Annotated in this window: 25 protein-coding genes; 13 read left to right on the top strand and 12 right to left on the bottom strand. The window is 67.3% G+C overall.

Features of this window, described 5'->3' with window-relative positions; genetic code table 11:
• Nucleotides 1-8 precede the first annotated feature (8 nt).
• Both LC060_RS16625 and bioF read right to left on the bottom strand, forming a co-directional pair.
• Nucleotides 9-629, bottom strand: a complete 621-nt coding sequence (locus LC060_RS16625; protein WP_226637592.1) for an alpha/beta fold hydrolase — start codon at nucleotides 627-629, stop codon at nucleotides 9-11.
• Nucleotides 626-1,789 carry an 8-amino-7-oxononanoate synthase gene (gene bioF / locus LC060_RS16620; RefSeq protein ID WP_226637589.1) on the bottom strand — a complete coding sequence of 388 codons (1,164 nt, stop codon included), beginning with the start codon at nucleotides 1,787-1,789 and terminating at the stop codon, nucleotides 626-628. The genes LC060_RS16625 and bioF overlap by 4 nt, the downstream gene beginning before the upstream one ends.
• A 216-nt stretch (nucleotides 1,790-2,005) precedes the next feature.
• On the opposite strand from bioF, the gene LC060_RS16615 reads away from it, so the two are divergent.
• Nucleotides 2,006-2,653: an NAD(P)H-binding protein gene (locus LC060_RS16615; RefSeq protein WP_226637587.1), complete on the top strand. Its 648-nt coding sequence runs from the start codon at nucleotides 2,006-2,008 to the stop codon at nucleotides 2,651-2,653.
• A gap of 194 nt (nucleotides 2,654-2,847) precedes the next feature.
• Entirely contained in the window at nucleotides 2,848-3,336 is a 489-nt protein-coding gene (locus LC060_RS16610) for a hypothetical protein (RefSeq protein ID WP_226637585.1), read from the top strand.
• Nucleotides 3,337-3,556: 220 nt separating this feature from the next.
• Here the strand turns inward: LC060_RS16610 and LC060_RS16605 are convergent, their stop codons facing one another.
• From LC060_RS16605 to LC060_RS16595, 3 genes are read right to left on the bottom strand one after another with little or no spacing between them, the layout of a single operon-like run.
• Nucleotides 3,557-3,760 carry a hypothetical protein gene (locus LC060_RS16605; RefSeq protein WP_226637582.1) on the bottom strand — a complete coding sequence of 68 codons (204 nt, stop codon included), beginning with the start codon at nucleotides 3,758-3,760 and terminating at the stop codon, nucleotides 3,557-3,559.
• Nucleotides 3,760-3,945: a DUF4169 family protein gene (locus LC060_RS16600; protein WP_226637580.1), complete on the bottom strand. Its 186-nt coding sequence runs from the start codon at nucleotides 3,943-3,945 to the stop codon at nucleotides 3,760-3,762. The genes LC060_RS16605 and LC060_RS16600 overlap by 1 nt, the downstream gene beginning before the upstream one ends.
• Nucleotides 3,946-3,957: 12 nt before the next feature.
• The gene (locus LC060_RS16595) at nucleotides 3,958-5,424 is read right to left on the bottom strand and encodes a helicase HerA domain-containing protein (protein ID WP_226637578.1); all 1,467 of its coding nucleotides are present in this window, start codon (nucleotides 5,422-5,424) and stop codon (nucleotides 3,958-3,960) included.
• 160 nt (nucleotides 5,425-5,584) lie between these two features.
• On the opposite strand from LC060_RS16595, the gene LC060_RS16590 reads away from it, so the two are divergent.
• The 5 genes from LC060_RS16590 to LC060_RS16570 all read left to right on the top strand — a co-directional run bounded on the left by LC060_RS16590 (nucleotide 5,585) and on the right by LC060_RS16570 (nucleotide 12,384).
• Nucleotides 5,585-6,370, top strand: coding sequence for an aspartate/glutamate racemase family protein (locus LC060_RS16590; protein WP_226637576.1), 786 nt, complete (start codon nucleotides 5,585-5,587; stop codon nucleotides 6,368-6,370).
• A gap of 142 nt (nucleotides 6,371-6,512) precedes the next feature.
• Complete coding sequence (gene adh, locus LC060_RS16585; RefSeq protein WP_226637574.1) at nucleotides 6,513-8,033, top strand: aldehyde dehydrogenase; 1,521 nt, start codon at nucleotides 6,513-6,515, stop codon at nucleotides 8,031-8,033.
• A 307-nt stretch (nucleotides 8,034-8,340) separates the two neighbouring features.
• Nucleotides 8,341-8,751, top strand: a complete 411-nt coding sequence (locus tag LC060_RS16580; protein ID WP_226637572.1) for a DUF779 domain-containing protein — start codon at nucleotides 8,341-8,343, stop codon at nucleotides 8,749-8,751.
• 168 nt (nucleotides 8,752-8,919) lie between these two features.
• Nucleotides 8,920-10,071 (top strand): FIST N-terminal domain-containing protein, encoded by a 1,152-nt coding sequence (locus LC060_RS16575; RefSeq protein ID WP_226637570.1) that lies wholly within the window; start codon nucleotides 8,920-8,922, stop codon nucleotides 10,069-10,071.
• A 39-nt stretch (nucleotides 10,072-10,110) separates the two neighbouring features.
• Nucleotides 10,111-12,384 carry a PAS-domain containing protein gene (locus LC060_RS16570; protein ID WP_226637568.1) on the top strand — a complete coding sequence of 758 codons (2,274 nt, stop codon included), beginning with the start codon at nucleotides 10,111-10,113 and terminating at the stop codon, nucleotides 12,382-12,384.
• 14 nt (nucleotides 12,385-12,398) lie between these two features.
• Here LC060_RS16570 and LC060_RS16565 read toward each other — a convergent pair whose 3' ends face one another.
• The 5 genes from LC060_RS16565 to pedF form a co-directional block, all read right to left on the bottom strand.
• Nucleotides 12,399-12,839 carry an acyl-CoA thioesterase gene (locus tag LC060_RS16565; RefSeq protein ID WP_226637566.1) on the bottom strand — a complete coding sequence of 147 codons (441 nt, stop codon included), beginning with the start codon at nucleotides 12,837-12,839 and terminating at the stop codon, nucleotides 12,399-12,401.
• Between the two features lie 184 nt (nucleotides 12,840-13,023).
• Complete coding sequence (locus tag LC060_RS16560) at nucleotides 13,024-13,704, bottom strand: response regulator transcription factor (RefSeq protein ID WP_226637564.1); 681 nt, start codon at nucleotides 13,702-13,704, stop codon at nucleotides 13,024-13,026.
• Nucleotides 13,705-13,785: 81 nt separating this feature from the next.
• Nucleotides 13,786-15,534 (bottom strand): methanol/ethanol family PQQ-dependent dehydrogenase, encoded by a 1,749-nt coding sequence (locus LC060_RS16555; protein ID WP_226637562.1) that lies wholly within the window; start codon nucleotides 15,532-15,534, stop codon nucleotides 13,786-13,788.
• A 271-nt stretch (nucleotides 15,535-15,805) separates the two neighbouring features.
• Nucleotides 15,806-16,633 (bottom strand): substrate-binding periplasmic protein, encoded by an 828-nt coding sequence (locus LC060_RS16550; protein WP_226637560.1) that lies wholly within the window; start codon nucleotides 16,631-16,633, stop codon nucleotides 15,806-15,808.
• Nucleotides 16,634-16,698: 65 nt separating this feature from the next.
• Nucleotides 16,699-17,142, bottom strand: a complete 444-nt coding sequence (gene pedF, locus LC060_RS16545) for a cytochrome c-550 PedF (RefSeq protein WP_226637558.1) — start codon at nucleotides 17,140-17,142, stop codon at nucleotides 16,699-16,701.
• Nucleotides 17,143-17,317: 175 nt separating this feature from the next.
• Here pedF and LC060_RS16540 point away from each other — a divergent pair, with 175 nt between their 5' ends.
• From LC060_RS16540 to LC060_RS16520, 5 genes are all read left to right on the top strand, one after another.
• The gene (locus LC060_RS16540) at nucleotides 17,318-18,298 is read left to right on the top strand and encodes a PQQ-dependent catabolism-associated beta-propeller protein (protein WP_226638228.1); all 981 of its coding nucleotides are present in this window, start codon (nucleotides 17,318-17,320) and stop codon (nucleotides 18,296-18,298) included.
• A 125-nt stretch (nucleotides 18,299-18,423) separates the two neighbouring features.
• A complete protein-coding gene (locus tag LC060_RS16535) occupies nucleotides 18,424-19,821 on the top strand; it encodes a porin (RefSeq protein WP_226637556.1) in 1,398 nt (465 codons plus the stop codon).
• Between the two features lie 143 nt (nucleotides 19,822-19,964).
• On the top strand, nucleotides 19,965-22,028 hold the full coding sequence (locus LC060_RS16530; RefSeq protein WP_226637554.1) for a TonB-dependent receptor plug domain-containing protein: 2,064 nt from the start codon (nucleotides 19,965-19,967) through the stop codon (nucleotides 22,026-22,028).
• 4 nt (nucleotides 22,029-22,032) lie between these two features.
• Nucleotides 22,033-22,551: a cytochrome b gene (locus LC060_RS16525; protein ID WP_226637552.1), complete on the top strand. Its 519-nt coding sequence runs from the start codon at nucleotides 22,033-22,035 to the stop codon at nucleotides 22,549-22,551.
• Nucleotides 22,552-22,722: 171 nt separating this feature from the next.
• A complete protein-coding gene (locus tag LC060_RS16520; protein WP_226637550.1) occupies nucleotides 22,723-23,778 on the top strand; it encodes a DUF5694 domain-containing protein in 1,056 nt (351 codons plus the stop codon).
• A 33-nt stretch (nucleotides 23,779-23,811) separates the two neighbouring features.
• On the opposite strand, the gene LC060_RS16515 is transcribed toward LC060_RS16520, so the two are convergent.
• Nucleotides 23,812-24,774: a quinoprotein relay system zinc metallohydrolase 1 gene (locus LC060_RS16515; protein ID WP_226637548.1), complete on the bottom strand. Its 963-nt coding sequence runs from the start codon at nucleotides 24,772-24,774 to the stop codon at nucleotides 23,812-23,814.
• Nucleotides 24,771-25,544: a quinoprotein dehydrogenase-associated SoxYZ-like carrier gene (locus LC060_RS16510; protein WP_226637546.1), complete on the bottom strand. Its 774-nt coding sequence runs from the start codon at nucleotides 25,542-25,544 to the stop codon at nucleotides 24,771-24,773. Before LC060_RS16510 ends, LC060_RS16515 begins: the two co-directional genes overlap by 4 nt.
• A gap of 68 nt (nucleotides 25,545-25,612) precedes the next feature.
• Between LC060_RS16510 and LC060_RS16505 the strand changes: the two genes are divergently transcribed.
• The gene (locus LC060_RS16505) at nucleotides 25,613-26,212 is read left to right on the top strand and encodes a rhodanese-like domain-containing protein (RefSeq protein ID WP_226637544.1); all 600 of its coding nucleotides are present in this window, start codon (nucleotides 25,613-25,615) and stop codon (nucleotides 26,210-26,212) included.
• The last annotated feature ends 14 nt before the right edge of the window (nucleotides 26,213-26,226 follow it).

The following is a 26,226-nucleotide window of genomic DNA, read 5'->3' as shown; positions in this document are numbered from 1 at the left end:
GGCCAGCCTCAGGCGACCAGTGCGCCGACCATGGCGCGCACCGTCTCGGCGCAGAAGGCCGGGTCCTCGACAGGCAGGAGATGGCCGCCTGCATGGCTCACCCGGCGCACCTCGCCGCGCGGAAAGACGCTTTCGCGCATCTCGCGAGGAAGGAGCGGATCGGCGCGGCCCTGGACCGAAGTGAGCGGGACGGCTGGGGGCGGGCATTCGCCGTCGCGCAGGCGCAGCAGGTCTTCGCGCAGGGGATCAGGGACGGGTGTGGGTACCAGCGCCGTATCGCCACAGGTCGCGCGAAATTCGGCGAGCACGGTTTCGGGGCTCTGGGTGAAGCGGCGCAGCATGCGGTCGATTACGCGCACCGGGATCCCGGCGCGTCCGGTGCGCGCGCTGAAACGGTCGAAGCCGTTGAAGGCGATGATGCCGACCAGCCCCGGAGGCGGATTGGTAAGGACCCGCATGGTGCCGAAGCTGTGGGTCACGGCAAGGCAGGGGCCTTCGATTTCGGCCGGGGTGGGCGCGCCGAAGTAGCCTCGGTCGTCGAACACGTGCGCATGCTCGGGCAGGAGGGCGGCGAGCGGCTCCCAGAATGCGGCGTCAAAGCCCCAGCCATGGGCGAAGAGAAGGTTCACAAGGCGTCCTTGAGCGCGCTCAGCAGCGCGTCGATGTCGTCGAAAGAATGGGCGGCGCGCAGCGCGATGCGCAGGCGGCTCGACCCGGGGGGAACGGTGGGCGGGCGGATCGCCGAGACGAGGAACCCGGCCGCGTCGAGCCGGGCCGAGAGCGCGAGGGTCTCGGCCTCCGGGCCGATCACGGCAGGCACGATCTGGGTGCTGGAGGCGCCGTGGTCGAGGCCGAGCGCGCCGAGCCCTTCGCGCAGCCGGTCGCCCAGAGCGGCCAGATGCGCGCGCTCGGCGTCCATGGAGGGCACGAGGTCGAGCGCGGCGTCGATGGCGCCCAGCACGGCAGGGGGCGGCGCGGTGGTGAAGATGAACCCGCTCGCCGCGTTGACGAGGTAGTCGATGAGCACGCGCGAGCCCGCGACATAGGCCCCAAAGCCGCCGAGCGCCTTGCTGAAGGTGCCCATGACAAGATCGATACGCCCGGGCACGTCGCCTGAGAGGCCCGCGCCGCCGGGACCCAGCACGCCGGTCGCGTGGGCCTCGTCGACATAGAGCGCGGCCTCGTGGCGCTGCGCGATGTCGGCCAGGCGGGCGAGGTCCGCGCGGTCGCCGTCCATCGAGAATACGCTTTCGGTCAGGATCAGGCGGGCAGGCGCCTCGCGGCCCTTGCTCTCCAGCAGGGTTTCGAGGTGGTCGAGGTCGTTGTGGCGAAAGCGCACCTGGCGCACGCCTGCACTGGCCAGTCCTGCGTGCATCGAGGCGTGGATCAGCCGGTCGGTGAAGACCACGCAGCCCGGCACGGCAGACAGCAGGGCGGGGATGACCGTGGCGTTGGCCTGCCAGCCGCTGGCGAAGACGAGCGCGGCCTCGGTGTGCTTGAAGCGGGCGATGCGCGTTTCCAGCGCCAGTTGCTCGGCGCTGGTGCCCGTGACGAGGCGCGAGGCCCCCGATCCGGTGCCGAGGCGCTCAGTCCAGGCGATGGCGCGCGCGCTCAGCTCGGGGTGGCGGGCCAGCCCCAGGTAATCGTTGCTGGAGAAGTCGACGAGGATGCGCCCCTCGCGCACGATCCGGCCGGCGCCATCGAGATGGGCCGGGCGCAAGGTGCGGCGCTGCCCGGCCGTGTCGATCCGCGCGAGGGCCTGTGTCAGAAAGGGGTCGAGCCGTGTCATCCTCGGTGCCGGTTATGGCAAGCGGGCCCAAGAGACAATGGCGTGGGGGGAACTTCCTGTTGCGCGGCCAGGCATCGCGGCCCGGCGGGAGAGGGGAAATCGCTTCGTCCCAAGTGGTTGTCATCGGAACCCCGCGTTCCGACATGGGTTGGCAAGGACATGGAAAAAGACAGGCGGCCTGCGCCTGCCTGTCGCACCAGAACAGGAACGAACAGTATGAACGTCTTCATCATCGGTGCCGCTGGCAAGGTCGGCTCGCGTCTTGTCCCCCTGCTGGCCGAGGCGGGCCATGTGCCGCTCGCCATGCACCGCAAGAGCGAACAGGCGCAGATCCTCGCCGACAAGGGCGGCAAGCCGGTGGCAGGCGATATCACCGCGCTCAGCGTCGATGAACTGGCCGAGCGCATGGAAGGTGCCGATGCGGTCGTGTTCTCGGCCGGTGCGGGCGGGGCGAGCTACGAGCTTACCCAGGCGGTGGACGGCGACGGGCTGGTCAAGGCGGTCGCAGCCGCGCGCAAGGCGGGCGCGACACGCTTCCTGCTGGTCTCGGCCTTCCCCGAAGCGGGGCGCGATGCCGAGCCCAAGGAGGGGTTCGAGAACTACATGCGCATCAAGAAGCTGACCGACGCGCATCTCTCACAGAGCGATCTCGACTGGGTGATTGTGCGCCCGGGCACGCTCAGTTCCGAGGGCGGCGATGGCAGGATCGCGCTGGGCCTCGCGCTTCCCTACGGCAACGTGTCGCGCGACCACGTGGCGCAGGTGCTCGCCGGAATCCTTGAACGCCCGCAGCTCTCGCGCACGATCCTGGAGCTGACCGATGGCGATACGCCGGTGGGCGACGCGCTCGACGCAATGGTCTGACCGAGGCTTTGCCCCTGCCTAAACCCACGGTCCGGCGCGTTTTTTGTACGGGATAGCGGTGAGGTGACGGGCGGGCGGGACGGACTGCGTGCGCCCTGCTTGTCGCTGCGGGGCACGATGCGCAACAGGGCCGCCAGCATGCGCGGGGGAGGCCGTGTGTGCCTCTTTGTGCATACCCGAAAAGGATACGAACCATGTCGCACCGCCACATCCTCGCCCTAGCCGCTGCAGCCCTGGGCGGATCGCTGCTGGCCGCCTCGCCCGCCGCGGCGCAGGTCACCGCCGAGGCGAATGTCGCCAAGTGGAAGGGCCAGTGGGGCGGCGAACTGGGCGTGGGCTACCCGATCCTGCGCGACGGCGGCTTTGCCGTGACGCCTTCGGTCGGCGCCTTCATCTACGACAAGGACCACCCGCGCTACACCTCGGACGATGGCGTGTGCTACCGCCGCATCGACGATGTCGCGGTGAACGATGACCACTGCGACGGCACCGGCCTCAAGGCCTATGGCCGCCTTGAAGCCAGCTACAGCCTGCCGATGGTCACGCTGGGCGTGGGCGCGCGCTACATGGGCGATTCGGTGCGGGCTTATGGTACGGCCTCGATGCCGGTCATGCCGATGCTCGACGCCAAGGTGAACGTGGGCGACGGCTATGTCGCAGGCGGCCTGCAGGCGCGCTTCTAAGAACCCGATAGGGATCGGCAACGCCGGTCCTTGCGAACTGCCTGTCCCACCGCGCGCGGCCACCGAGGCACCTGCGGGGTGGGGCAGGTAGAAGGTTTCCGAGGGCCATCGCCCTCGGGCTCCCGGAACTGTCCACCTCACCTTTACCGCGCTGCCTTGGCTGAGAAAGGTGAGGTCGCCCGTTTTGGGGTCAAGGGGCGATGGCTCCTTGAAATAAAATTCAGCCTTCCATCAAGTCGAGATAGGCAACGACATCGTTGTCGGTGGCGATGAACAGGCCTTCCTGCGTCGCCTCGTCCTGCTGCGCGGCGATCTGCATGGCCTGCGTCAAAGTGCCGTAGAACAGCGTTTCGGCGGCGCCCCCCTCCATCGCATCGCTCAAGTGGTAGAGGCGCACGGTCGCCTCGAGGTAGGTCGTGCGCATCAGTCGGTGTCCTTTTCGCGGCGGGCGCCGTCCACAGTGCGCTCCAGCCGGGCAATCTCCGAGGAGGTCTTCGCGCGCGTGGCCTTGCTGGCGCCGTGGCGCGCGCGCGCTTCCTCGGCCTGCGCACGGGCATCGGCGCGGGCCTTCGCCTTGCGGGCCATGCGAAGGTTGACGATCTCGGCCATGTGCGGGGGCTTTTACGCCTCGACGGCGGCGGTTGTCACGCCCAGATCGGGCACGCCGACCGAGCGCTTGCCGGCAAAGTCGGTGCGCACCACGATCAGCCCGTCCTTTTCCAGATAGTCGAGCAGGCGCTGGATGCGGCGCGGCGAACTGGTGCCGTAGATCTTGGCGAGCCGGTCATCGTCGGGGCATGGCTCGTTGTCCATGGCCGCGCGGGCGATCACGTAGAACGGGGCGAGCGCGTCGTCGGGGACGTGCTTGGCCAGGTTCACAAGGTCGAACCAGCGTTCGTCCTCGGGGTCCTCGATCCCGGCGACAGCGGCGGCAAAGCCCCGGCGGAACATCGTCGCATCAAGGCTGCGCACCGAAATGCCCTTCATCCGGCAGCGGATCGTGAAGTCCTGGAACAGCGTGGTCGAGGACTGGAACAGGCTGTCCTCGTCCTTGGCCATCTCGTTCAGGATCTCGAGCATGGCGGCGCGGTTTTCCTCCGGCTCGGGCTCGGGGCGTTCGGCGCGCGGGGGCAGGGCCTCGGCGGCGGGGCCCGACGCGATGCTCTGGTCAAGCTCCTCCATTTCCATGCGGCGGCGCACGGGCCGCACGAAGTCGGGCTTTTCCGGCTCGACGTGGAGGTTGTCGTGGAGCAGCTCGCGCATGTCCTCGGTGGAGGCTTCCGGGAGCGGCATGAGGCCGGGCGTTACCGACTTGGCGCCGGTCTTGACCGAACCGATCTGCGTCTTGACCGGGCGGCGCGAGATCGCCGGGCCAAGCCCGAGGAACTGGCCGCGTCCCAGGTCCCGGATTTCCTCGGCCTGGCGGCGCTCCATGCCGAGCAGGTCCGCCGCGCGGGCCATGTCGATGTCGAGGAAAGTGCGGCCCATCAGGAAGTTGGACGCCTCGGCCGCCACGTTCTTGGCGAGCTTGGCAAGGCGCTGCGTGGCGATGACGCCCGCAAGGCCGCGCTTGCGCCCACGGCACATGAGGTTGGTCATCGCGCCCAGCGAAATGCGGCGCGCCTCTTCGGAGACTTCGCCTGCGGCGGCAGGAGCGAACATCTGCGCCTCGTCGACGACGACAAGCGCGGGATACCACTGGTCGCGCGGGGCGTCGAACAGGGCGTTCAGGAACTGCGCTGCGCACTTCATCTGGCTGTCGATTTCCAGCTCGTCGAGCGCGAGCACGACCGAGGCCCGGTGCTGGCGGATACGCGCGCCGAGCTTGACGATCTCGGCTTCGCCATAGGCCGCGCCGTCGATCACGACATGGCCGAATTCTTCGGCCAGGCTGACGAAGTCGCCTTCGGGATCGATCACGATCTGCTGGACAAGGCTGGCGCTCTCTTCGAGCAGGCGGCGCAGCAGATGCGACTTTCCGGACCCGGAATTGCCCTGCACCAGCAGGCGGGTCGCCAGAAGTTCCTTGATGTCGATCTCTGTCGGCTGGCCGTGTGGCCCGTCGCCGATGACGATATTCGCGCTCACGGGAGCCCTATTGGCAAATGCGGGTGGGGGGAGGCAAGGGGCGCCTGGCCGGTTTTCCAGAAGAGCGGCGGTTTCTTGCGGGCGAGGATTTGTTTTGACATAAAAATGGATCAATTGGCTGGGCCCGCCCTCAAGGTCCACCGAGCCGGAAAGGAACGCCATGCGCCTCGCTCTCATTGGAACCCCGCGCAGCCTGGGGCCGGTGCGCCCGGAACTGGAAGCCGTCCTGCCCGAGGACGTCAGTCGTATCGCCTTTCCCTCACGGGTGGGGGTGTTCCCGTCCGATCCGGCGGCGCGCGACATGCAGGCGCTCGGGCATTTTGAAGCGGGGCTCACGGCCGTTGAGGCCGGGGCCGATGCGCTCGTCCTCGACACGCTGGGGGACTATGGTCTCACGGCCTTGCGCAGCGGCGCTGGCGTGCCTGTCGTCGGCGCGGGCGAGGCGGGCATGGCGCGCGCGGCGGCCCTGGGACGCTTTGCCATCGTCACCGTCTGGCCTGCCTCGATGAACTTCATCCCCTGTGATCTGCTGCGGCTCTACGACCATGCCGGGGTCTGCACAGGTATCTACAACGTGGGCGAGGAGGCCGACCTGGCCGATCTCTCGGGCCCAGATGGCTATCTCGGTCGGATCGGGGAGGGCGCAGGCGATATCCTTGCGCGCGTCCGCTCCAGCATGGCGCGGGCCGTGGCGGACGGGGCCGAGGCGATCCTGCTGGGCTGCACCTGCATGTCGTCCATCGCGGAACGACTGGCCGAGGGGGCCCCGGTCCCGGTCATCAATCCATTGGCCGAAGCGGCGCTGCGGGCGGTGGAGGCCGCGCGCGAAGGGACGCCTTGCCCGGCACAGACGGCGCGCCTGCCCGCCGTGCGCGCGATGGTCGATGCGCTTGCCGACCTGCCCGAGGAAGCCTGCCCGGTCTGCGTCCTGTCCGAGAGGCTTTGAAGGGCGGGGCAGCTGCCCCCGACCACCGATCCCCGACCAAGGTCTATCGTCCCATGGTACAATTGGCGCATGGCGCCTCGCGTCCCAATGTGGCCTTCGAAAAATCGCGCAAGAGCGATGCGGTCAAGTTGGAGATATGGGGATGCTGGAACAGGCCATGAGCAAGTTCTCGGGCGCAACGCTTATCCGGGACAAGTTCGACAATTTCATCGGCGGCAAATGGGTCGCGCCCGTCAAGGGACAGTACTTCGACAATGTCTCGCCGGTCACCGGACAGGTGGTGTGCCAGGTGGCGCGCGGTACGGCTGAGGACATCGAGCTTGCGCTCGATGCCGCGCACGCGGCGAAGGACGCCTGGGGCAAAGCCTCTTCGACCGAGCGTTCCAACACGCTTCTGAAGATCGCCGACCGGCTGGAAGCCAACCTCGACAAGCTCGCGCTGGTCGAGACCATCGACAACGGCAAGCCGATCCGCGAGACGACCGCCGCCGACGTGCCGCTGGCGATTGACCACTTCCGCTACTTTGCGGCCTGCGTGCGCGCCCAGGAAGGCTCCATCGGCGAGATCGACCACGACACCGTCGCCTACCACTTCCACGAGCCGCTGGGCGTCGTGGGCCAGATCATTCCGTGGAACTTCCCGCTGCTGATGGCGGCCTGGAAGCTTGCTCCGGCGCTGGCGGCTGGCAACTGCGTGGTGCTCAAGCCCGCCGAGCAGACCCCGATGTCGATCCTGGTGCTCGCCGAGATGATCGCCGACATCCTGCCCGCAGGTGTCCTCAACATCGTCAACGGCTTTGGCGTCGAGGCGGGCAAGCCGCTCGCCACGAACAAGCGCATCGCCAAGATCGCGTTTACCGGGGAGACAACCACCGGCCGCCTCATCATGCAGTACGCGAGCGAGAACCTCATCCCCTGCACGCTGGAGCTGGGCGGCAAGAGCCCCAACATCTTCTTCGAGGATGTCATGGCGCAGGACGATGATTTCCTCGACAAGGCGCTCGAAGGCTTCGCCATGTTCGCGCTCAATCAGGGCGAGGTCTGCACCTGCCCGAGCCGCGCGCTGGTGCACGAATCGATCTACGATGCCTTCATCGAGAAGGCGATCAAGCGCGTCGAGGCGATCAAGCTGGGCAGCCCGCTCGACCCCGCCACGATGATCGGCGCGCAGGCCTCGAACGACCAGATGGAGAAGATCCTCTCGTACATCCAGATCGGCAAGGACGAGGGTGCCAAGGTCCTCACCGGCGGTGAGCGCGCGCTTCACGAGGGCGACATGGCGCAGGGCTACTACGTGCAGCCCACCGTGCTCGAAGGCCACAACAAGATGCGCATCTTCCAGGAGGAGATCTTCGGGCCGGTGCTCTCGGTGACCAAGTTCTCGACCGAGGAAGAGGCGCTGAGCATCGCCAACGACACGCTCTATGGTCTGGGCGCCGGTGTCTGGACCCGCGACGGGACGCGCGCCTACCGCTTTGGCCGCGGCATCCAGGCCGGGCGCGTGTGGACCAACTGCTACCACATGTACCCCGCCCACGCGGCCTTCGGCGGCTTCAAGCAGTCGGGCATCGGGCGCGAGAACCACAAGATGATGCTGGACCACTACCAGCAGACCAAGAACCTGCTTGTCAGCTACAGCCCCAAGGCGCTCGGCTTCTTCTGATCCGAACGTCCTGGGCAAGCCCCCCAAGGAGCCCGACAGAGCTCCGCTCCCGGCGCCCATCTCTCACTCCACCAGTCCAGTGGCGCCGGGTCTCTCGGGTCGGTGGGTGGCCCTCGGGTCATCCACCGTCTTTTTTGAGAGGCAGACAGGAAGACAGATTTTTCAAGGGGCCATCGCCCCTTGACCCCAAACCAGGCGACCTCACCTCGCTCCCGCAACGGTGCGCACGGGAGATAAGGGTGACGTTTCTGGGAGCCCGAGGGCGATGGCCCTCGGAATCGCTTTTTGAAACTTAGGGAGCGCAGCGATGAGCGACACGACACCTCCCCCGCGCATTTGCGCAACCCCCGAGGCGCAGGATTGGATCCTGCGGCTGCGCGCCCAGCATGGTCCGCTCATGTTCCACCAGTCGGGCGGATGCTGCGACGGTTCGGCGCCGATGTGCTTTGTCGCGGGTGAGTTTCGCGTGGGCGGGCAGGACGTGCTGCTGGGCACGCTGGTGGGCGATACCCCGGTCTGGATCGGGGCGGCGCAGTTCGAATACTGGCGCCACACGCAGGTGACCATCGATGTCGTGCCCGGGCGCGGTTCGGGCATGAGCCTGGAGGCGCCCGAGGGGGTTCGCTTCGTGATCCGCAGCCGTGTTTTTACCGATGCGGAGAACGCCGCGCTGGAGGCGGCCGGAGAACCGCCGCGCGGCGATGCGGCGGTGCCCTGACGCATCGCCATGCGGGCGTCTGCGCCATGTCGCAAATCCCTTGGCCTGCGGGCTTTCCCGGCGTAAGACTAAGGTCTGCAAAACGATTGCACGGTTCTTTCCGGGCCGCGCAGGGTTGCAAGGGCCTCCCACCGAACGAGGAGGCCTGATGGGAGAGATAGTCAAGGCATGCAGATCCAGCTGGAGCATGGCGATACGCCCCTTCTGACCTGTTCCTCGCGCGCGGCCGATGCCGCCAGCGTCGTGGCCGACCTTGCCGCCGCTGTCGGCACGATGGAGCTGGCCGGCGCGCTCCTGTTCTGCTCCAACCGTTTCCCGCGCGACGAACTTGCCAAGGCCTTGCGCGAAGGGCTGCCCGGCGTGCCGCTGATCGGTTGCACCAGTGCCGGAGAGCTGACCGACCGGGGCTACGACACCGAGACGGTGGTGCTCGTCGGCTTTCCAGCGGAGAGTTTCTCGATGGTCTCGTTGCGCTTCGATGCGCTCGACCATTTCGACCCGCAGGAAGCGCAGGGCGCGATCCGCCAGCTTGTCGCGGGCGCGCGGCTCGACCATGCCGCGGTTCAGGACGTGCACCAGGTTGCGCTGTTCTTCGTCGATGGCCTCTCGCACCGCGAGGAGCTTCTGACGATGACCGCGCAGCATGCGCTGGGCGATATCCAGCTGATCGGCGGGTCGAGCGGGGATGGTCTCTCCTTCAGCCAGACCGGGGTCCTTCACGAAGGGCGCTTTCACGGAGACTGCGCGGTGATCGCGGTGCTCACCAGCCGCCGCCCGATGCACGTCTTTTGCGAAAGCCCCTATCGGCCCGGCCCCGCGCGCATGGTCATCACCGAGGCCGATCCCCAGACCCGCACTGTCTACGAGATCAACGCCGCGCCCGCCGCCGAGGAATACGTGCGCCTCACCGGGCAGGCACCGGAGACGCTGGACGCGCACTTCTTCGCCGCGCACCCGCCCATGGTGCGCACGGGCGGGCAGTACCATGTGCGCTCGATCCAGTCGGCCAACCCGGACGGTTCGCTCACTTTCTACTGCGCCATCGACACCGGCGTCGTCCTCACCATTGGCGAGCCGATTGAGCGCATCGCCTGGATGAACGAGCTGATCGGAAAGGTGTCCCAGCGCATCGGCACGATCGATCACGTCATCGGCTTCGACTGCGTGCTCAACCGGCTGGATGCCGAGGACCGGCAGATCGTGCGCGAATTGTCGCGGCTCTACGTCGACAACAAGATCATCGGTTTCAACACCTATGGTGAGCAATTCCTCGCAGCGCACATGAACCAGACCTTCAGTGGTCTGGCGATAGGGCGCTGACACGGGACGGGAGACACAGGAGCGGGAGAGAGACCAGCCATGCTGCGCGAAAAGGCGGGGGGAACACCGGCAAAAGGGGCGAACGCCCCGGAGGAGACGGCCGAAGACCGGGACGCCGAACTGGCGCGGCTGCGCACGCGCGTGAAGCAGCTGGAGAAGATCAACGCCGCGCTGATCGACCGGGTGGAGCGCTCGACCGACCTGCAGGGCGGGGCCTTCTCGATGTTCGAGACGGCGATCTCGCTTGAAGCCATGGTGCGCGACCGCACCGGCGCGCTGGAGATCGCGCTGGAGCGTCTGAACACGGTCAACGCCGAGCTCGCCCAGGCCCACGCCGATGCGACGGCCGCGCGTGTCCTCCTGCGCGACGCCATCGAATCGCTTTCGGACGGCTTTGCTCTGTTCGACGATGAAGACCGGATGATCCTGTGCAACCGGGCCTTCCTGAAGATCTTTCCTTATTTCGAAGCGATCTCCGACCGCGCGCCGGAATTCTCCGAACTGGCCTCGCGGCTCGCGCGCTCGGGCGCGACGGTGGCCTCGCGCGTGGCGCCCGAGCGCTGGCTGAAGGACCGTGTTGCGCAGCATCGCCGCGCGCAGGGCGCCCATGTCCAGGCGCTGTCGGACGGACGCTGGATCCAGATCAACGAGCTGCGCACCAGCCAGGGCGGGACCGTCGGGATCTACACCGACATCACCTCGGTGAAGGCCGAGGATGCGCGCCAGCGCGCGCGCGAACTGGCCGAACGCAACCTCGCACTCCAGGCCACGCTCGACACATTGTCCGAAGGCGTTTGCCTGTTCGATGCGACCGGGCATCTTCAGGCCTGGAACGAGGGCGTCCTCGCGATGCTGGGCCTCGACGGCGAAGCCGGCGAAGGGGCGCCCGAGATCGAGAACCACGAAATGCTGCGCAGCTGGTGCCTCGAACGCCAGGGGCTCGACCGGGCCGAGGCGCTCGACTGGCGCGAAGAGGGCGAGGCGCGCTCGCTCGGCCAGCTCGAAACGATGTGCATGATGGGCGAGCGCCACGTGGTGATCCGCTCGGTGCCGCTCAAGAACGGGGGCATGGTCTTCACCTTCGACGATGTCACCGACCATGTCCGTTTCCAGCGCTCGCTGACCGAGACCGCCGAGACGCTGGAACGCCGTGTGGAGGAGCGCACCGCCGAACTGGTCGAGGTCAACCGCCAACTGGTCGATGCCAAGAACGAGGCCGAGACCGCCAACCGCTCCAAGACGAGCTTCATTGCCTCGGCCAGCCACGACTTGCTTCAGCCGTTGAACGCGGCGCGCCTCTTCGTCTCGGCGATGGATGGCATGGCCATGCCCGAACGCGCGACGAGCCTTGTCCAGCAGGCCTCGACCGCGCTCGATTCGGTGGAGGAGCTGCTCGAAGCCCTGTTCGAGATCTCGCGCCTTGATGCGGGCGCCGTCCAGCCCGAGATCCAGCCGCTCGCGCTTGACCCGATCCTGACGGCGCTGCGCATCGAGTTCGCCCCGCTGGCCCAGGCCGGTGGGCTCGACTTCGCCATCCCGGAGACGGACCTTTGGGTGCGTTCCGACCCGCGCCTCCTGCGCCGGGTGCTGCAGAACTTCGTCTCCAACGCGATCCGCTACACTGAAGTGGGGCGCGTCTGCGTGGAAGTCGAACATACGAAGGACGAAGTCAGCGTGCGGGTGCGCGATACCGGGCCGGGCATTGCGCAAGAGGACTGCGCGCAGATCTTCGAGGAATTCCGCCGGGTCGGCAAGACGCAGAAGATCCCCGGCAAAGGCTTGGGCCTGGCCATCGTGCGCCGCGTGACGGCGGTGTTGGGGCACGCCATCGAACTGGAGACCGCGCCCGGGCAAGGGGCCTGCTTCACGATCCGCGCGCCGCGCTGCGCGCCCGAAGCGCGCGCGCCCGAACTGCCCGCCAGCGCGCAAGGCGCGCGCGCGGAGGAAGGCGGGCTGGTGCTTGTCGTCGACAACGACCCCGCAATCCTGCGCGGCATGGAGGCCCTGCTGGAGAACTGGGGGCTCGATGTCGTGGCGGTCTCGGACCCCGGCGATCCGGCGGCTGCGGCCGCGCTGGAGCAGGGGCCGGTGCTGATGATCGTGGATTTCCACCTCGACGAAGGCCGCACGGGCGACGAGGCGGTGGCGATCCTGCGCGGCCAGACCGAGCGCGAGATTCCCGCCATCCTGATCACCGCCGACCGGGGCGATGAAGTGGCCGAGCTGGCCGCAGCGCAAGGGTTGCCTGTGCTCAACAAGCCGGTGAAACCGGCACGCCTGCGCGCCCTGCTGCGCCAGCTCGACGTGCTCTGAACGCTTAGCTGAGCTCAGGTCAGCGCGGCGAAGGCGGTGCGCCAGTCCTCGGGCAGCGGGGTCGGGCGGCGGCTGTCCCGGTCGACATAGACGTGGGTGTAATGCGCCTCGGCGGCAGGCGCGTCCTCGCCCGCGACGAAGAGACCGAGATGATAGGTGACGCTGGAGGAGCCGAGCCGCGCCACGCGCAGGCCCACTTCCAGCTTCTGCGGGAATTGCACCGAGGCGGCGTAGCGGCACCCTGTCTCGACGACGAGCCCGATGGGCCCTGTCGGCGCTTCGCTTTCGAGGTCGAGCAGGCCCGCCTCGATCAGCCAGGTGTTCACCACCGTGTCGAACCACGAATAATAGATCACGTTGTTGGCGTGGCCGTAGATGTCGTTGTCGCGCCAGCGCGTGGCGACGGGGACAAAGGCGCGGTAGTAGGCGCGCTCGCGCAAGGGTTCACGGCTCATGGGAGGGGGCTACCAGTCATGCGGCCGGAGGCAAAGAGGATCAGAATAGATTATCCGAGGGCCATCGCCCTCGGGCTCCCCGAACTATCCACCTCACCTTTCGCGCGCCACCGTGGCTGAGAAAGGTGAGGTCGCCCAGTTTGGGGTCAAGGGGCGATGGCCCCTTGAATCAATCTTCTTCCTACTACCCGCGAAAGCCGATTTTACCCGCCATGATCACGGCCTGCGTGCGCGAAAAGACGTTCATCTTCTGCAGGATCGCCGAGACGTGCGCTTTCACTGTCGTCATCGAGACGTCGAGTTCAAAGGCGATCTGCTTGTTGAGGCGGCCGGCGACAAGGTGGCCCAGGACCACGCGTTGCTGGGGGGTGAGCGTTTCGATCCGGGCGCGGATCAGGTCTTCCTCGGCGGCCTGGGTCTCGTCGCATTCGAGTTCGGGCATGTAGATCTCGCCCGAGAGGACGAGTTGCAATGCCTCGACGATGGCCGTGCGCTTGAGCGACTTGGGCACGAACCCGGCGGCTCCCGCAGCGAGCGCGTCGCGCACCACGTTGCGGTCGGTGACGCCCGAGACCATGACCACGGGGGTGGCCGGAAAACGGTCGCGCAGCGCCTCGAGGCCGGAGAGGTGCGAGACGTCGGGAATGTTGAGATCGAGAAGGACGAGATCGACATCGTCGGCCGTGTCCAGCGCCTCGAGCGCGCTCTGCAGGCTGTCGGCCTCCAGAATTTCGCAGGTGGGAAAGGCGTCGTCGAAGATCGAGCGCAGGCCATCGCGCACGAGCGAATGGTCGTCGACGATCAGGACCTTGTCGGGGCTCGTCAGTTCGCCCATTGCGCGTTCCATTCCTGCCAGTGCGTTCATGTTCCTATCCCGGGGAGGGAGGGAGCGCCAGCCTCGGGATGATCCCTTGTGCCAGCGCTCCGGTTACCGTTCTGTTGCGTCTTACTTGGGCAGCTTGAACACCCAGAGCATGCCGCCCTGGCTGATGTCCTTGAAGGTCTTGGCGACTTCGCCGCCCCACAGCGGCACCGCGCCGCCCCAGCCCGACATTACCGCGACATACTGTTCGCCATCCTGCTCCCAGGTGACGGGCGAGCCGACCACGCCCGAGCCGGTCTGGAACTTCCACAGTTCGGTGCCGGTCTTGGCGTCGAAAGCCTTCAGGTAGCCCTCGGGCGTGCCGGTGAAGACGAGGTTGCCCTTGGTGGTCAGCACGCCGCCCCAGAGCGGGGCTGCGTTCTTGTATTCCCACACGATCTTGCCGGTCTTGGGGTCCATCGCGCGCAGGGCCCCGATGTGGTCGTCCGCGATCGGCTTGATGGTGAAGCCTGCACCGAGGTAAGCCGCGCCCTTCTTGTAGGCGATGGGCTCGTTCCAGATGTCCATGCCCCAGTCGTTGCTGGGGATGTAGAACAGGCCGGTGTCCTGCGAATAGGCCATCGGCATCCAGTTCTTGCCGCCCAGGAACGAGGGCGAGGAGAACACGACCTTGCCTTTTTCCGCGCCGTTGGGGGCACCGGGGCGGCCCTCGCCGATGTAGTTGGGGCGGCCGGTCTTGAGGTTGATGCCGTCGGCCCAGGTCGTCTGCATGACGAACTTGTGCGCGCCCAGCAGCTTGCCGTTGGTCCGGTCGAGTACGTAGAAATAGCCGTTGCGGTCGGCCTTGGCGCCCAGCTTCATCGGCTTGCCGTTCATCGTCGCGTCGAACGGGATGAATTCGTTCACGCCGTCGAAGTCCCAGCCATCGTGCGGAGTGGTCTGGTAGTGCCACTTGATGACGCCGGTGTCGGCATCGATGGCGAGCGTCGAGGAGGTGTAGAGGTTGTCTCCCGGACGCAGGTGGCTGTTCCAGGGGGCCGGGTTGCCGGTGCCGAAGTAAAGGAGGTTGGTGCCCGGATCGTAGGTGCCGCCCAGCCAGGTGGCGCCGCCGCCGGTCTTCCACAGATCGCCTTCCCAGGTCGCGTTGAGCTTGCCGGTCATGCCATTGGGCGCACCGTTCAAGGTGCCCATGTGGCCCTCGATCACGGGGCGTTCCCAGACCAGTTCGCCGGTGTCGACGTTGCGCGCCTGGACCGCGCCGACCACGCCGAATTCACCGCCCGAGTTGCCGGTAATGACCATGTCCTTGACGATCAGCGGCGCGGCCGTGGCCGAGTAGCCTTCCTGGTAGTCGGCGGTCTTCTTGTTCCAGATGACCTTGCCGGTCTCGCGGTTGAGCGCGATCAGACGCGCGTCGAGCGTGGCAAAGATGATCTTCTCGCCGTGGATCGCGGCGCCGCGGTTGACGACGTCACAGCAGGGCATGATGCCGTCGGGGAGGCGCGCGGTGTATTCCCACTTCTTCTCGCCGGTGCGCGCGTCGAAGGCGAACAGGCGCGAATAGGAGCCGGTGACGTAGATGGTACCGTCATAGACCAGCGGCTGGGCTTCCTGCCCGCGCTGTTTTTCCCCGCCAAGCGAGGCGGCGAAGACGGGGACGAGCTTGCTGACGTTATCCGAATTGAGCGCGTCGAGGCCGGAAAAGCGCTGCTGCCAGGGGCCCATGCCATAGCTCAGAACGTCGCCCGCGCTGGCCGCGTCGTTCATCAGGTCGCTGCTGGTCGGCCCGTGGTGATCGGCCTGGGCCGGGGCTGCGACCAGCGCGGTGGCGGCCGCAAGGCCGGCCAGAAAATGTGAAAAACGCCGCTTCATCCTATCCCTCCGTTATTGGGGTGACCTTGCCGGGGATTCGTTGCTCGGGATGTGCCCCCATGATCTCCGGTCGTCGGCGGTCAGCCTAGACCTCGCAGGGGCGCAAACAATTGCACCTTGGGATGAGGGGTATGGCGATAGGGTGTGCGCCAAGTCCCGGGAAAGTCCCGATTCCGAAGCGGTCAGATGGTGTGCGGGAGGGTTCCGGGACAGGCCCGGGAGGGGGCGGTTCGGGGGGCGCCGGTCGCAGTCGGCACCCCCGTCCCCCCGTTCACGCTGCGCTCTGGCTTGCCAATGCGGGCTGCCAGTTCACACCGTGCCTGGAAAACAGGGCGGCCATGCGGCCATCGGCGATCATCGCGTTCATCTCGTCCTCGAGCGCGAAGCCGAGCGAGCGGGAGTTCTCCTTGACCGCGATGCCGATGTCCCAGCCGGGCGAGAGCATCATCGGCAGGGGCCCATGGCGTTTTTGGATGCCCGCCTCGGGCGCGTCGGCCATGGCGGCTTCGATCTGCGCGCGGCTGGCCACCGCGAAGTCCGCCTCGCCCGTGCCGAGCGCGGAAATCGCCTCGTAGCCGGTGCGTTTGTGGACGAGATCGCGCGTCAGGACCCCTCCGGCGTGGCCGAGAAGGTAGAAGTCGGGGATCGAATCGAGTTCGGCTGCGATCGGGTGGCCCTTGAACTGCGCGGGCACGACCTCGCAGTTGCCCGCATCCGGGCTGCAGGCCGCGCCGAAACTTTCGCGGTAGTAGGGCGCCATGAAGACGACGTTGTCCTCCTGCTGCATCAAGGTGCGGTCGAAGGGGACGTGCAGCATGACGTCGCACGGCTGGAAGCCGAGCAGGCCCCCGCGCCAGACCACGTTGCGCAAGTCGTCGGAGACTTCCTCGTCGGCGATGAACAGCGCGATGTCGGCGCGAAGGCCCAGGCTCTCGGCAAGCGCGCGGGCAAGGTCCGCGTCGATCCCGGCAGGTTTGCCGCTGTCATCCCAGGACCAGGGCCGGTTGTCGGTATAGAGCCCGACGCGCAGCACGCCGGCCTCGCGCACCTTGGCAAGCGGGGCGGCCCAAAGCGACGAAGGCCGCAGGGCCGCTGGCATGGCCAGCGCCCCTGCGGCGGCGAAAAGGCTCTTCAGGAGAGTCCTGCGACCACTCTCCATCGGGCTTACTCGTCGGTGTACTTGGTTTCGAGCCAGGCGCGGATAGCCCAGCCTGCCTTCTGGCCCAGCACCTCGCCGAAGGGCGGCATATAGACCTTGCCGTCGTGGCTGGAGCCGTTGCGAAAGCGCTCGACGAACCATTCATCGCCCGAGGGGCCAAGTTCGAGGTAGCGCAAGTCCGGCGCAATGCCGCCCGAAATGGCTTCAAGGCCGTGGCAGCGCGCGCAGTTCTGGCCATAGGCGCTCTCGCCGATGGCGATGGCCTTGGCGTTGCCCGTATAAGGGTTCTCGGCGATCCAGTTGTCGTTGCCGCCCTCGATGTCGGGCAGGGCGGACGTGTCGACCGCCTGGGGGGTCACGTTGCCGTGGGCGAGCAGGCTGGTGCCCGCGGTGAGCGAAGCAATGGCCGCCGCCGCGACCAGGGCCGCGCGGCCTGTACGTATCGTCATGGTGTCAGTCATCCTCTGCGACCTCAGGGCTCGGTCAGGCGTCCCCGAATGCTGTCCATGATCTAGCGCAAGCCTTTAACTTTCCCCAATTGGACCATGGTACAAGACCAAGGTGCAATGGGCCCGGGGCGCGCAAATGCCTAGGTTTGCACGGCAAATGGAGAGGATCATGGACATGTCACCGAGCCGCGCGTTCCTTGCGTTTCTGACCCTTGGAACCGCGCTTGCAGCGAATGCCCCTGCCGGTGCGGGGACGCGGGCCTATATCAGCAACGAGCGCAGCTCGACGGTCTCGGTCGTCGATCTGGAGCGCCGGGCGGTCGTGGCCGAATGGCCGGTCGGCCAGCGCCCGCGCGGGATCGCGCTGACACGCGACGGCAAATACCTCCTCATCTGCGCCAGCCTCGACAACGCGGTGGAAGTGCGCGACCCGGCGACGGGCGAACTTTTGCGCACGCTTCCCTCGGGCGCGGACCCGGAGCAGTTCTTTCCGGCCTTCGACGGGCGCACCCTGTTCGTGGCCAACGAGGACAACGCGGCGGCCACCGCGGTCGATCTGGTGGAAGGCAAGGTCGCCTGGCAGGTCGCGGTGGGCGAGGAGCCCGAAGGCATCGCGCAGAGCCCGGACGGCTCATGGCTGCTGGTAACGAGCGAGGAGGACAACACTGTCGCCTGGGTCGATGTCGCCAGCCATAAGGTCCGCCTGGAAATGGAGACCGACGCGCGCCCGCGCCATGTCGAGTTCACCCCCGATGGCACACAGGTCTGGATCGGCGCGGAAATGGCGGGCACGGTCCACATCGCCGATGTCGCAACGCGCACGATTACGCGCACCATCGCCTTCGCGCCGCCCGGTGTCCCTGCTTACAAGGTCATGCCCTGCGGCATCCGTTTCACGCCTGATGGCAGGACCGCGCTGGTCGCGCTGGGACGCGCGAATGCGGTGGCGGTGGTCGATGTCGCGAGCGGGGAGGTACGCGGCTATGTCCCAGTGGGCGAACGCCCCTGGCATCTGGCGATCCTGCCCGATGGCGGGCGCGCACTTGTCGCCAACGGGGCGAGCGACACGCTCTCGCTCATCGACATTGCCGCGCTGGAGGTCATCGCCACGATCCCGGCAGGCAAGGGGCCCTGGGGCGTCGCGCTGGGCCACTGAGGGCACGGTTCGCACCGAAGCGGGGCAGTTCGTCCCAAAGTCCAATTTCGCACATTCCCATCCGCTCCCATGCTGAGAACAGTCGCAGGAAAAGACGACACATAAACCTCAGGAGGGGATGAACGATGATCGGCAAGATCATGCTGCGCAGCACCGCTGCGCTGGGGGCTATCGCCATGTCCACGACGCCGGTCTTTGCCGGTACGGGCGAGACCCTGCTCAAGCGTCTGCACGAAAAAGGTATCCTGACCGACGAGGAGTACAACGAACTCCTTGCCGAAGAGGCCGCCGAGGCCGAGGCAACCCCTGCTCCGGCCGTGGCCGTGCAGGGCGGCGAAGACGACACCGGGCTTCTCGTCAAGCGGACCCAAAGCGGTATTGGCTTCGAAGTCGGCCCGGCCACGATCCAGTTCGCAGGCTCGGTCAACGGCTTCTATGTCCATGACAATCCCGATACGCCCTCGGCCACCACGTCGGTCGTGGGCGGCATCGCCAGCGTGGGCACGAAGAATTCGAGCGCGGTGCGCAACGGCCTTCTTCCCGGCTTCCTGACGGTCTCGGTTTCCACCCAGCAGGCGGGCTGGGACATCAACGCCTTCTTCGGCCTCTATCCCGGCATCAACTCGGCCGCCTGGGGGACGCTGGGCGCCAACAACGGCGGCCAGCCCACCGCGCTCGCCACCTCGGGCATCGACGCGCGCCAGACCTACATGAGCTTTGGCAAGGCCAGCTTCGGCACGGTCAAGCTGGGCCGCGACATCGGCCTGTTCGGTTCCGACGCGATCCTCAACGACATTACGCTGCTCTCCTCGGGCTCGCCCGGTGGTAACGTGGCGCCCGCCAACACGACGCTGGGCCGTATCGGCTCGGGCTACATCTACACCGATTTCCAGCCGCAGATCACCTATACCAGCCCCAAGCTGGGCGGTTTCCAGGCCGCGGTCGGCGTGTTCCAGCCGCTCTCCTCGCTGACCGGCCCGGCGCAGGCCAACTCCGAGCCCGGCTTCCAGGGCAAGCTGACCTACGATGGCCAGTTCGGCGGCGTCGGTGCGCACCTGTGGGCGTCCGGCATCACCCAGAAGCACGACATGCTGACGGGCGGCGATTACACCGGGCGCGGGCTCGACATGGGCGCCAAGGTCACGGCGGGCCCCATCGCAGTGACCGGCTACTATTACACCGCCAAGGGGCTGGGCACGACCGTGCTGGGCCTGTTCGACACCGATGCGCAAGGCAATCCGCGCTCGAGTGATGGCTTCTACGTCCAGGGCCTCGCCACCTTCGGCAAGTTCGCGGTGGGCGGCAGCTATGGCGAGAGTTCGCTTGATTTTGCCAACCCGGCCGATGCGCTTGCCAACCCCGATCTGGTCAAGACCAACTCCAGCTACGTGGGCCAGGTGCGCTACAGCCTGACCCGCTGGGTGACGCTGATCGGCGAGTACATCCACTCCAAGGCCGAAGCCCATTCGGGCAACGAGGCCGAGAGCGATGCGCTCGCCATGGGCGGCATCCTCTTCTTCTAGGCGTTTCCCACGGAGCACCACCGAACCGGGGGCGCTGTGCGTCCCCGGTATCTTCCCGGAAGGCCGGTTGTCCTCATGACAGGCCTTCCGGGACCACATTGCTCAGACATACCCCATATCGTCACCCGGAAAAGGTCGCAGCCATGGATGACTTCACCCCCGAGCGGCGCGCGTGCGCCGTGCAGACGGCTGCCAGTGCGCTGGCGCTGGCCCTGCTTGCCTCCCCTCTCCTTGCCTCGCCCGCCCATGCCGAGGATGCGGACGACGCCGCGTTCGCGGGCGAGATCCTCGTGACCGGGCGTGGTCTTTCCCAGACGCCCGGACGCCCGGCCTATTCGACCCGCACCCTGAAACGCCGGGACATCGTCTCGTCGGCCTCGGGCCGGGTCGAGGACGTGCTCTCCTCGGTTGCGGGCTTTCAGCAGTTCCGCCGCTCGGACAGCCGCTCGTCCAACCCGTCCGCGCAAGGGGTGACCTTGCGCGCGCTGGGCGGCAACGCCACCAGCCGCGCGCTCGTCCTCCTGGACGGGGTGCCGATGGCCGATCCCTTCTTCGGGTATATTCCGCTCACCGCCCTCTCGCCCGATACCCTGGGCACAGTGCGGGTAACGCGGGGCGGGGGCTCGGGCCCCTTTGGTGGCGGCGCGCTTTCGGGCACGATCGAACTGGAGAGCGCGGATGCCGAGCAACTGGGCCTCGTCACCGCCAGTGCCCTTGGCAACCAACGCGGCGAGAGCGAACTGAGCGCGGCCATCGCGCCCCAGCTGGGCCGCGGCTTTGCGGTCCTCTCCGGCCGCTGGGATCGGGGCAAGGGCTTCTGGACGACCCCGCGCGACCAGCGCGCCGATGCGAGCGTGCGGGCGCGCTACGAATCCTGGTCGCTGTCCTTGCGCACCGTCGCCCCCATCAGCGAGGACGTGGAGCTGCAAGCGCGCGGCCTGATCTTTCGCGATGATCGCACCTTGCGCTTTGCCGGCGCCGACAGCGCGACAGAGGGGCAGGACGCGAGCCTGCGTCTCGTCGGGCGCGGCGCCTGGCAGTTCGACGCGCTGGCCTATGTCCAGGCGCGCAATTTCGCCAACACGGTCATTTCCTCCAGCCGCTTCACCCCCGTGCTCGACCAGTACAAGACCCCCGCGACGGGGATCGGTGGCAAGTTCGAGCTGCGCCCGCCCATAGGCGATGCGCACACCTTACGTCTTGGCACCGACTGGCGGCGTTCCTCGGGCACGATGAACGAGATTGCGATCAGCGCCTTTTCGGGCAACGTGACCGAGCGGCGCCAGGCAGGCGGGGTGAACAGCGACCTCGGGCTCTTTGCCGAGGACGACTGGCGCCTTGGCGCGCTGACCCTCACCGGGGGGCTGCGCGCGGATCGCACCATCATTTCAGGCGGCTATTACGCGACGCGCGATGCGCAAGGAATGCCGACCGGGCGCACCGACTATGCCAGACAGGCCGACTGGACGGTGACCTGGCGTAGCGGCGCGCGGCTGGCGCTGAGCGAGGCGCTGGCCGTGCGCGGAGCGGCCTATTCGGGCCTGCGCATGCCCACGCTCAACGAACTCTACCGCCCCTTCGTGGTCTTCCCTGTCGTCACCCAGGCCAACGCGCAGCTGCGCAGCGAGAAGCTGGAGGGCTACGAAGCCGGCCTCGACCTCACGCCCATGTCGGGGATGAAATTCACCCTGACCGCTTTTGACAACCGGGTGAAGCACGCCATCGCCAACGTCACGCTGGAGCCCAACCTGCGCCAGCGCCAGAACCTGCCCGCCATCAAGTCGCAGGGAATCGAGCTGGGCGCCCATATCGCGCACGGGATCGTGCGGTTCGACGGCTCGTTGCTGTGGAACGCGAGCAAGGTGGATGGGCAGGGCGCCTCGGCCGATCTCGATGGTTTCCGCCCCTCGCAGACCCCGAACTTCGCCGCGTCGGCCACACTCGGACTGGTGCCGGGTGCGGGGTGGCGCCTCGCGGCGACGCTGCGCCATGTCGGCGCGCAGTACGAGGATGACCGGGAAAGCAACGTGCTGCCCGCCGCCACCACGCTCGACCTCTTCGCGCAGGTTCCGCTTGGCGCGAAGGCCAGTCTGGTGCTGCGCGCCGAGAACGTGACCGACGAAACCATCGTGACGCGCAACCAGGGAGGGTCTATGGATCTGGGAGTGCCCCGCACGCTGTGGGCGGGGCTGCGATGGGGGATGTGAGGCCATGGGGACAGTACGCTACAACGCAGGTGCGCGCACGCTGCACTGGCTGATTGCGCTGCTGATTATCGCCAATATCGCAGGTGGCCTGCTGCATGAGGCGCTGGACGGGGTCATCTCGATCATGCCGCTGCACAAGGCGGTAGGGATGAGCGTTCTGGTCCTCTCGCTGGTGCGGCTGGGCTGGCGCATGGCCTGGGCCGCGCCCGCCTATCCCGCGACGATGACCCGGGCCGAAGTCGGCCTCGCGCATCTGGTCCACGTCGTGCTCTATGTCTTCATGATCGCGATGCCGCTGACGGGCTGGATCATGTCCTCGGCCAGCCCCTATCCGCTGACCTGGTTCGGCCTGTTCGACATCCCGCGCCTGCCGGTGGTGAAGGATAGCTTCATGGCAGGCCTGGGCCACGAAGCGCACGAAATCGGCGGCTACCTCCTGATCGCACTGGTCGCCGGCCATGCGCTTGCGGCCCTGCGCCACCATTTCATGCTCAAGGACGATATCCTCAAGCGCATGCTCTGAACGGCAATCCGTGTGCAAGCGATTGCATAAGTGATTGCATATCAACTTTTCTTGTGTGCCCCGAAGACGTTGACTTAGGGTGTCGCAACGGTGCCGGTCGTGACCTGATCGGCGCGCCGCGTCATCGATGGCGCGGGCGGGTTCGGCGAGCAGCAAGGAGAGTGCGAGGACATGATTCCCAAGGCCATGACTGCGGCCGTGCTGGCGGCCCTGGTGCCCATGACGGCCTTTGCGCAGATCAAGGATATTCGCAGCTACTCATCGGTCCCGCCCGAAAAGCTGACATCGATCATGGTCCTGGGAACGCCGCATCTCAGTGCTCTTGAGGATGTCACGCCTTCGCACGTCGAAACGGTCGTCGACCAGATTGTGGCCGCGAAGGCGCGCGTCATCGGCATAGAGCGCCTCTCCGCGCTCGAGATCGTGACCATGCAGGCCAGCCCTGTTCTCGTACCGGCCCTCGAGCAGTTCGTGGGGCCCAGGTTGCTGAAAATCGCCGCTGCCGCCCAGTCCCGGACGGGCATGGGTGCTCTCGAAGCGGCGCAGGTGACCTCTGCGTGGACGCGCGGTGCCGCGGATCTGACGCAGGAGGAATCCCGGGAGCGTTTGGACATCGCCCTGGCTGCCTACCAGCCCGAAACGGCCCTGCTCTATCGTGAGCACCTCCCTGCAAATGCGCTTGACCAGGAAGCGGCGCGCTATCTCGACACGCACCGTTCCTCGATGAACGAGCGGGTGAGCGTGGCCTTGGCCGCGGCCAGGAGGCTGGGCCTTGCGAAACTCTGGTCGATCGATTCGCACCTGGACAAGCGCCTGATCCTGCCCCGAATGGAGGAGCTTCAAGCCGCCTTTGCCAAGGCACCGCCGGTCACGCAGATGCCCCATTTCGTGGAGCAGGAAGAGATCACCAACCGCGCTATCGCAAAGGGCGATCTCCTGCCCGTCTATTGCCATATCAACGCGCAGAGCTTTGGAGCTGCGGATGTGCGCGGGCAGTTCGACTTGCCCAATCGCCTGGAGTTCGAGGGCGATATGGGGCGTATTCGGGAGGCCGCCTGGGATGAGCGGAACCACCGCATCGCCGCGCATGTGCGCCACGCCAGCGCCTCGGCGGTGGGCGGGGCGATGGTCGTCCTGATCGGGGTGGGCCACAAGCCTTTCCTCGACGAGCTTCTCCTTACCAGCCTCGACAGCACCACGCAGAATGAAGTCCTCGCCTGCGATTGACGCCTGCCCGCTGGGGAGTATGGCCGGGACCTATCAGAGAGCGGGGAGCAGCTCGGCCTCAAGCCCGGGGTAGAGATGGCTGACGCTGCGCTCCAGTTCATAGCGCGCAGCCTTGAGCGAGGCGAAGCGGGGTGGGATCGCCGCGCGTCCGGCCTCGACCATCGACAGGCCGCTGGTGACGGCCTCGCGTAAGGAGGTCTCCAGCCAGTCCAGCCAGTCTCGAGTCTGCGCGATGGCGCCTGCGCCCGTATCGGGCGGGCCATGGCCGGGCAGGAGCTTCCGGTGGGGGAGCGCCTGCAGTGTCTCCAGCGCACGGCGCCAGCGGCCAAGGTCGGCGTGCGGCGTGGAAGGCGCACGGTCGTGGAAGACGAGATCGCCGGTAAGCAGCGTGCCCGTAGCATGGTCGAGCAGGGCGAGATCGCCTCCGCTGTGCCCGTCCAGCGCCAGAAGCTGGAAGGTGCGCCCGCCAAAGGTTACTTCGCCCGCGGTCACATCGCCCCGGGGCAGCGCGATCTGGGTGCCCTTCATCCAGTCGGCAAGCAGGCGGTACATCGCATCGGAAAACCCCTCCACGTCGCGCAGCAGGCCCTCGCGCGTGGCAGGAAGGGCATGGACGATGGCGGGATCGAACGCGGCCGCGCCCATCGCGTGGTCAGGGTGGAGGTGGCTGACATAGACACGCGCGACCTCCCGCCCGGTCGTGCGACGGGCCAGCGTGGCGAGCGCCGTCCCATGGGCAAGCGAGACGCCCGGATCGAACAGGACGGTGCCCGCATCGGTTGCAAGGAACGCGCTGTTGGCAATGGCGCCGCCGTTTTCGAACAGGATCGGCGCGTCGGCGCCGCGCACCATCCAGACACCATCGCCGATTGCCTCGGCCCGGGGGGCATAGCTCCCGGCGAAGACTTCGGCTCTGGCAAGAGCGGGGGCAAGAGCAGGGGCAAGCGCGGGGAGCGCCATCGCCCCTGTCACCACGTGGCGGCGCGAGAGAATCATGGCGTGGGCCCCGCGATCAGGGCCTCGAACTCGCGGCCCGAGGTGTCGCGCGCGATGACCCGGTAGCGCGCTTCGCGCCCGGCCAGAAGGAGCGTGAAGGTCGGGTCCTCGGCGACCGCGCCCGAGACGGTGACATGGGCCTGTTCGCGCCCGTCCTCGCCCAGCACGCGCAGCGTCTCCAGGTTGTAGGCGGGAATGTTCTCGACGAGCCCTGTGTCCATCGGGTGGCGCAAGGTCAGGCGCAGGCGCGTTTCCTCGCCTTCGGCCCAGGTCCGCCCGCGCATGTCGCCCAGGTGCTCGGCCCAGTCGCCCTTCACCCGGCTGACCGGCGGGGCCGAGCAGCCCCCACCTGCCGCGTCGATCCACTGCCCCGCGACATGCCAGGTGCCGTCCCTGGTCTGCACAGCCGCGCGCACCGGCGTGCGCTGGTCGAGCTTGATGCGCGTTGCCAGGAATGCGCGCGCGGCCAGCGGGCGATAGTCGATGGCGAGCGGGATCGGGTTAAGATCGGCGAAGATCAAGAGGCGGGTGACATCGGGCACCGCGCGGGCATCAACCATGACCGGGAACACCCGCTGGTTCTCGGCAATGCCCGGGATCGCAAGACCTACCTGCGCATCGAAGACGACGCGTGCGTCTGCGAAAAGGCGTTCGGCATGATAGGTCCACATCGGCGAGCCGAGCGGATCTGTGGGCAGGTCCGTTGCCGTTGCCGCACGGGCCGGGGCGACCTGGCCCATGAGGGCCGAGAGAAGAGCAAGGCGCTTCATACCAATAGGCAATGTAGGCAGGCGCCTCGCCTCCCCATATTGCACCTTGGACCGAGACGGGAGGCACGATGGCCGGACATGCGTGGCAAAGGGCAATGGCGGTAGGTGCGCTGGCTCTGCTGACGCCCGCCTGTGCGCCCTTGCCCGGGCAGTCTTCGCCCGAGCGTGTTCTGTCCGAAGAGGGCCTTTTCGATGCAGAGGGCTACCGCACGGCGCGCTTCCGGGCCCCGGTTGCGCGCGATCCCGCTCCGGCACGGGGGATGGCTGAGGCCGAGGTGCTGACGTTGCAGCCGGGGCGCGATGCGCTGTTCCTCGATGTGCTGCCCGTGACAGGCGGCTGGCGCGATCCGGCGACGGGACGCTGGCATCTTTCCGAACCCCACCGCACTGTGCCCGGCGCGCTCTGGCACCCCGAGACGGGGCGCAGTCCGCCCGATGCACGGCTCTGGGCGGCGCTGCGCGGCGCCATCACCGAGGCGCGCCGGGAGGACGCGCACCTGCCCGTCGTCGTGTTCTGCCGCTCGGATTGCTGGATGAGCTGGAATGTCGCCCGCCGCCTCGCGCGCGAGGGCGTGGGGCAGGTCTACTGGTACGAGGAGGGCATCGAGGGCTGGCACGCGGCAGGACGTGAGCTGGTGGAGGTGGCTCCTGTGACCGTGCGGCCCTGATCTTGAAGGAAGCA

This window comes from Novosphingobium profundi (assembly GCF_020524485.1).
Taxonomy (GTDB): Bacteria; Pseudomonadota; Alphaproteobacteria; order Sphingomonadales; family Sphingomonadaceae; genus Novosphingobium; species Novosphingobium profundi_A.
The sequence above is the reverse complement of the archived record's forward strand: the minus strand, read 5'-3'. Positions and strand labels throughout refer to the sequence as shown.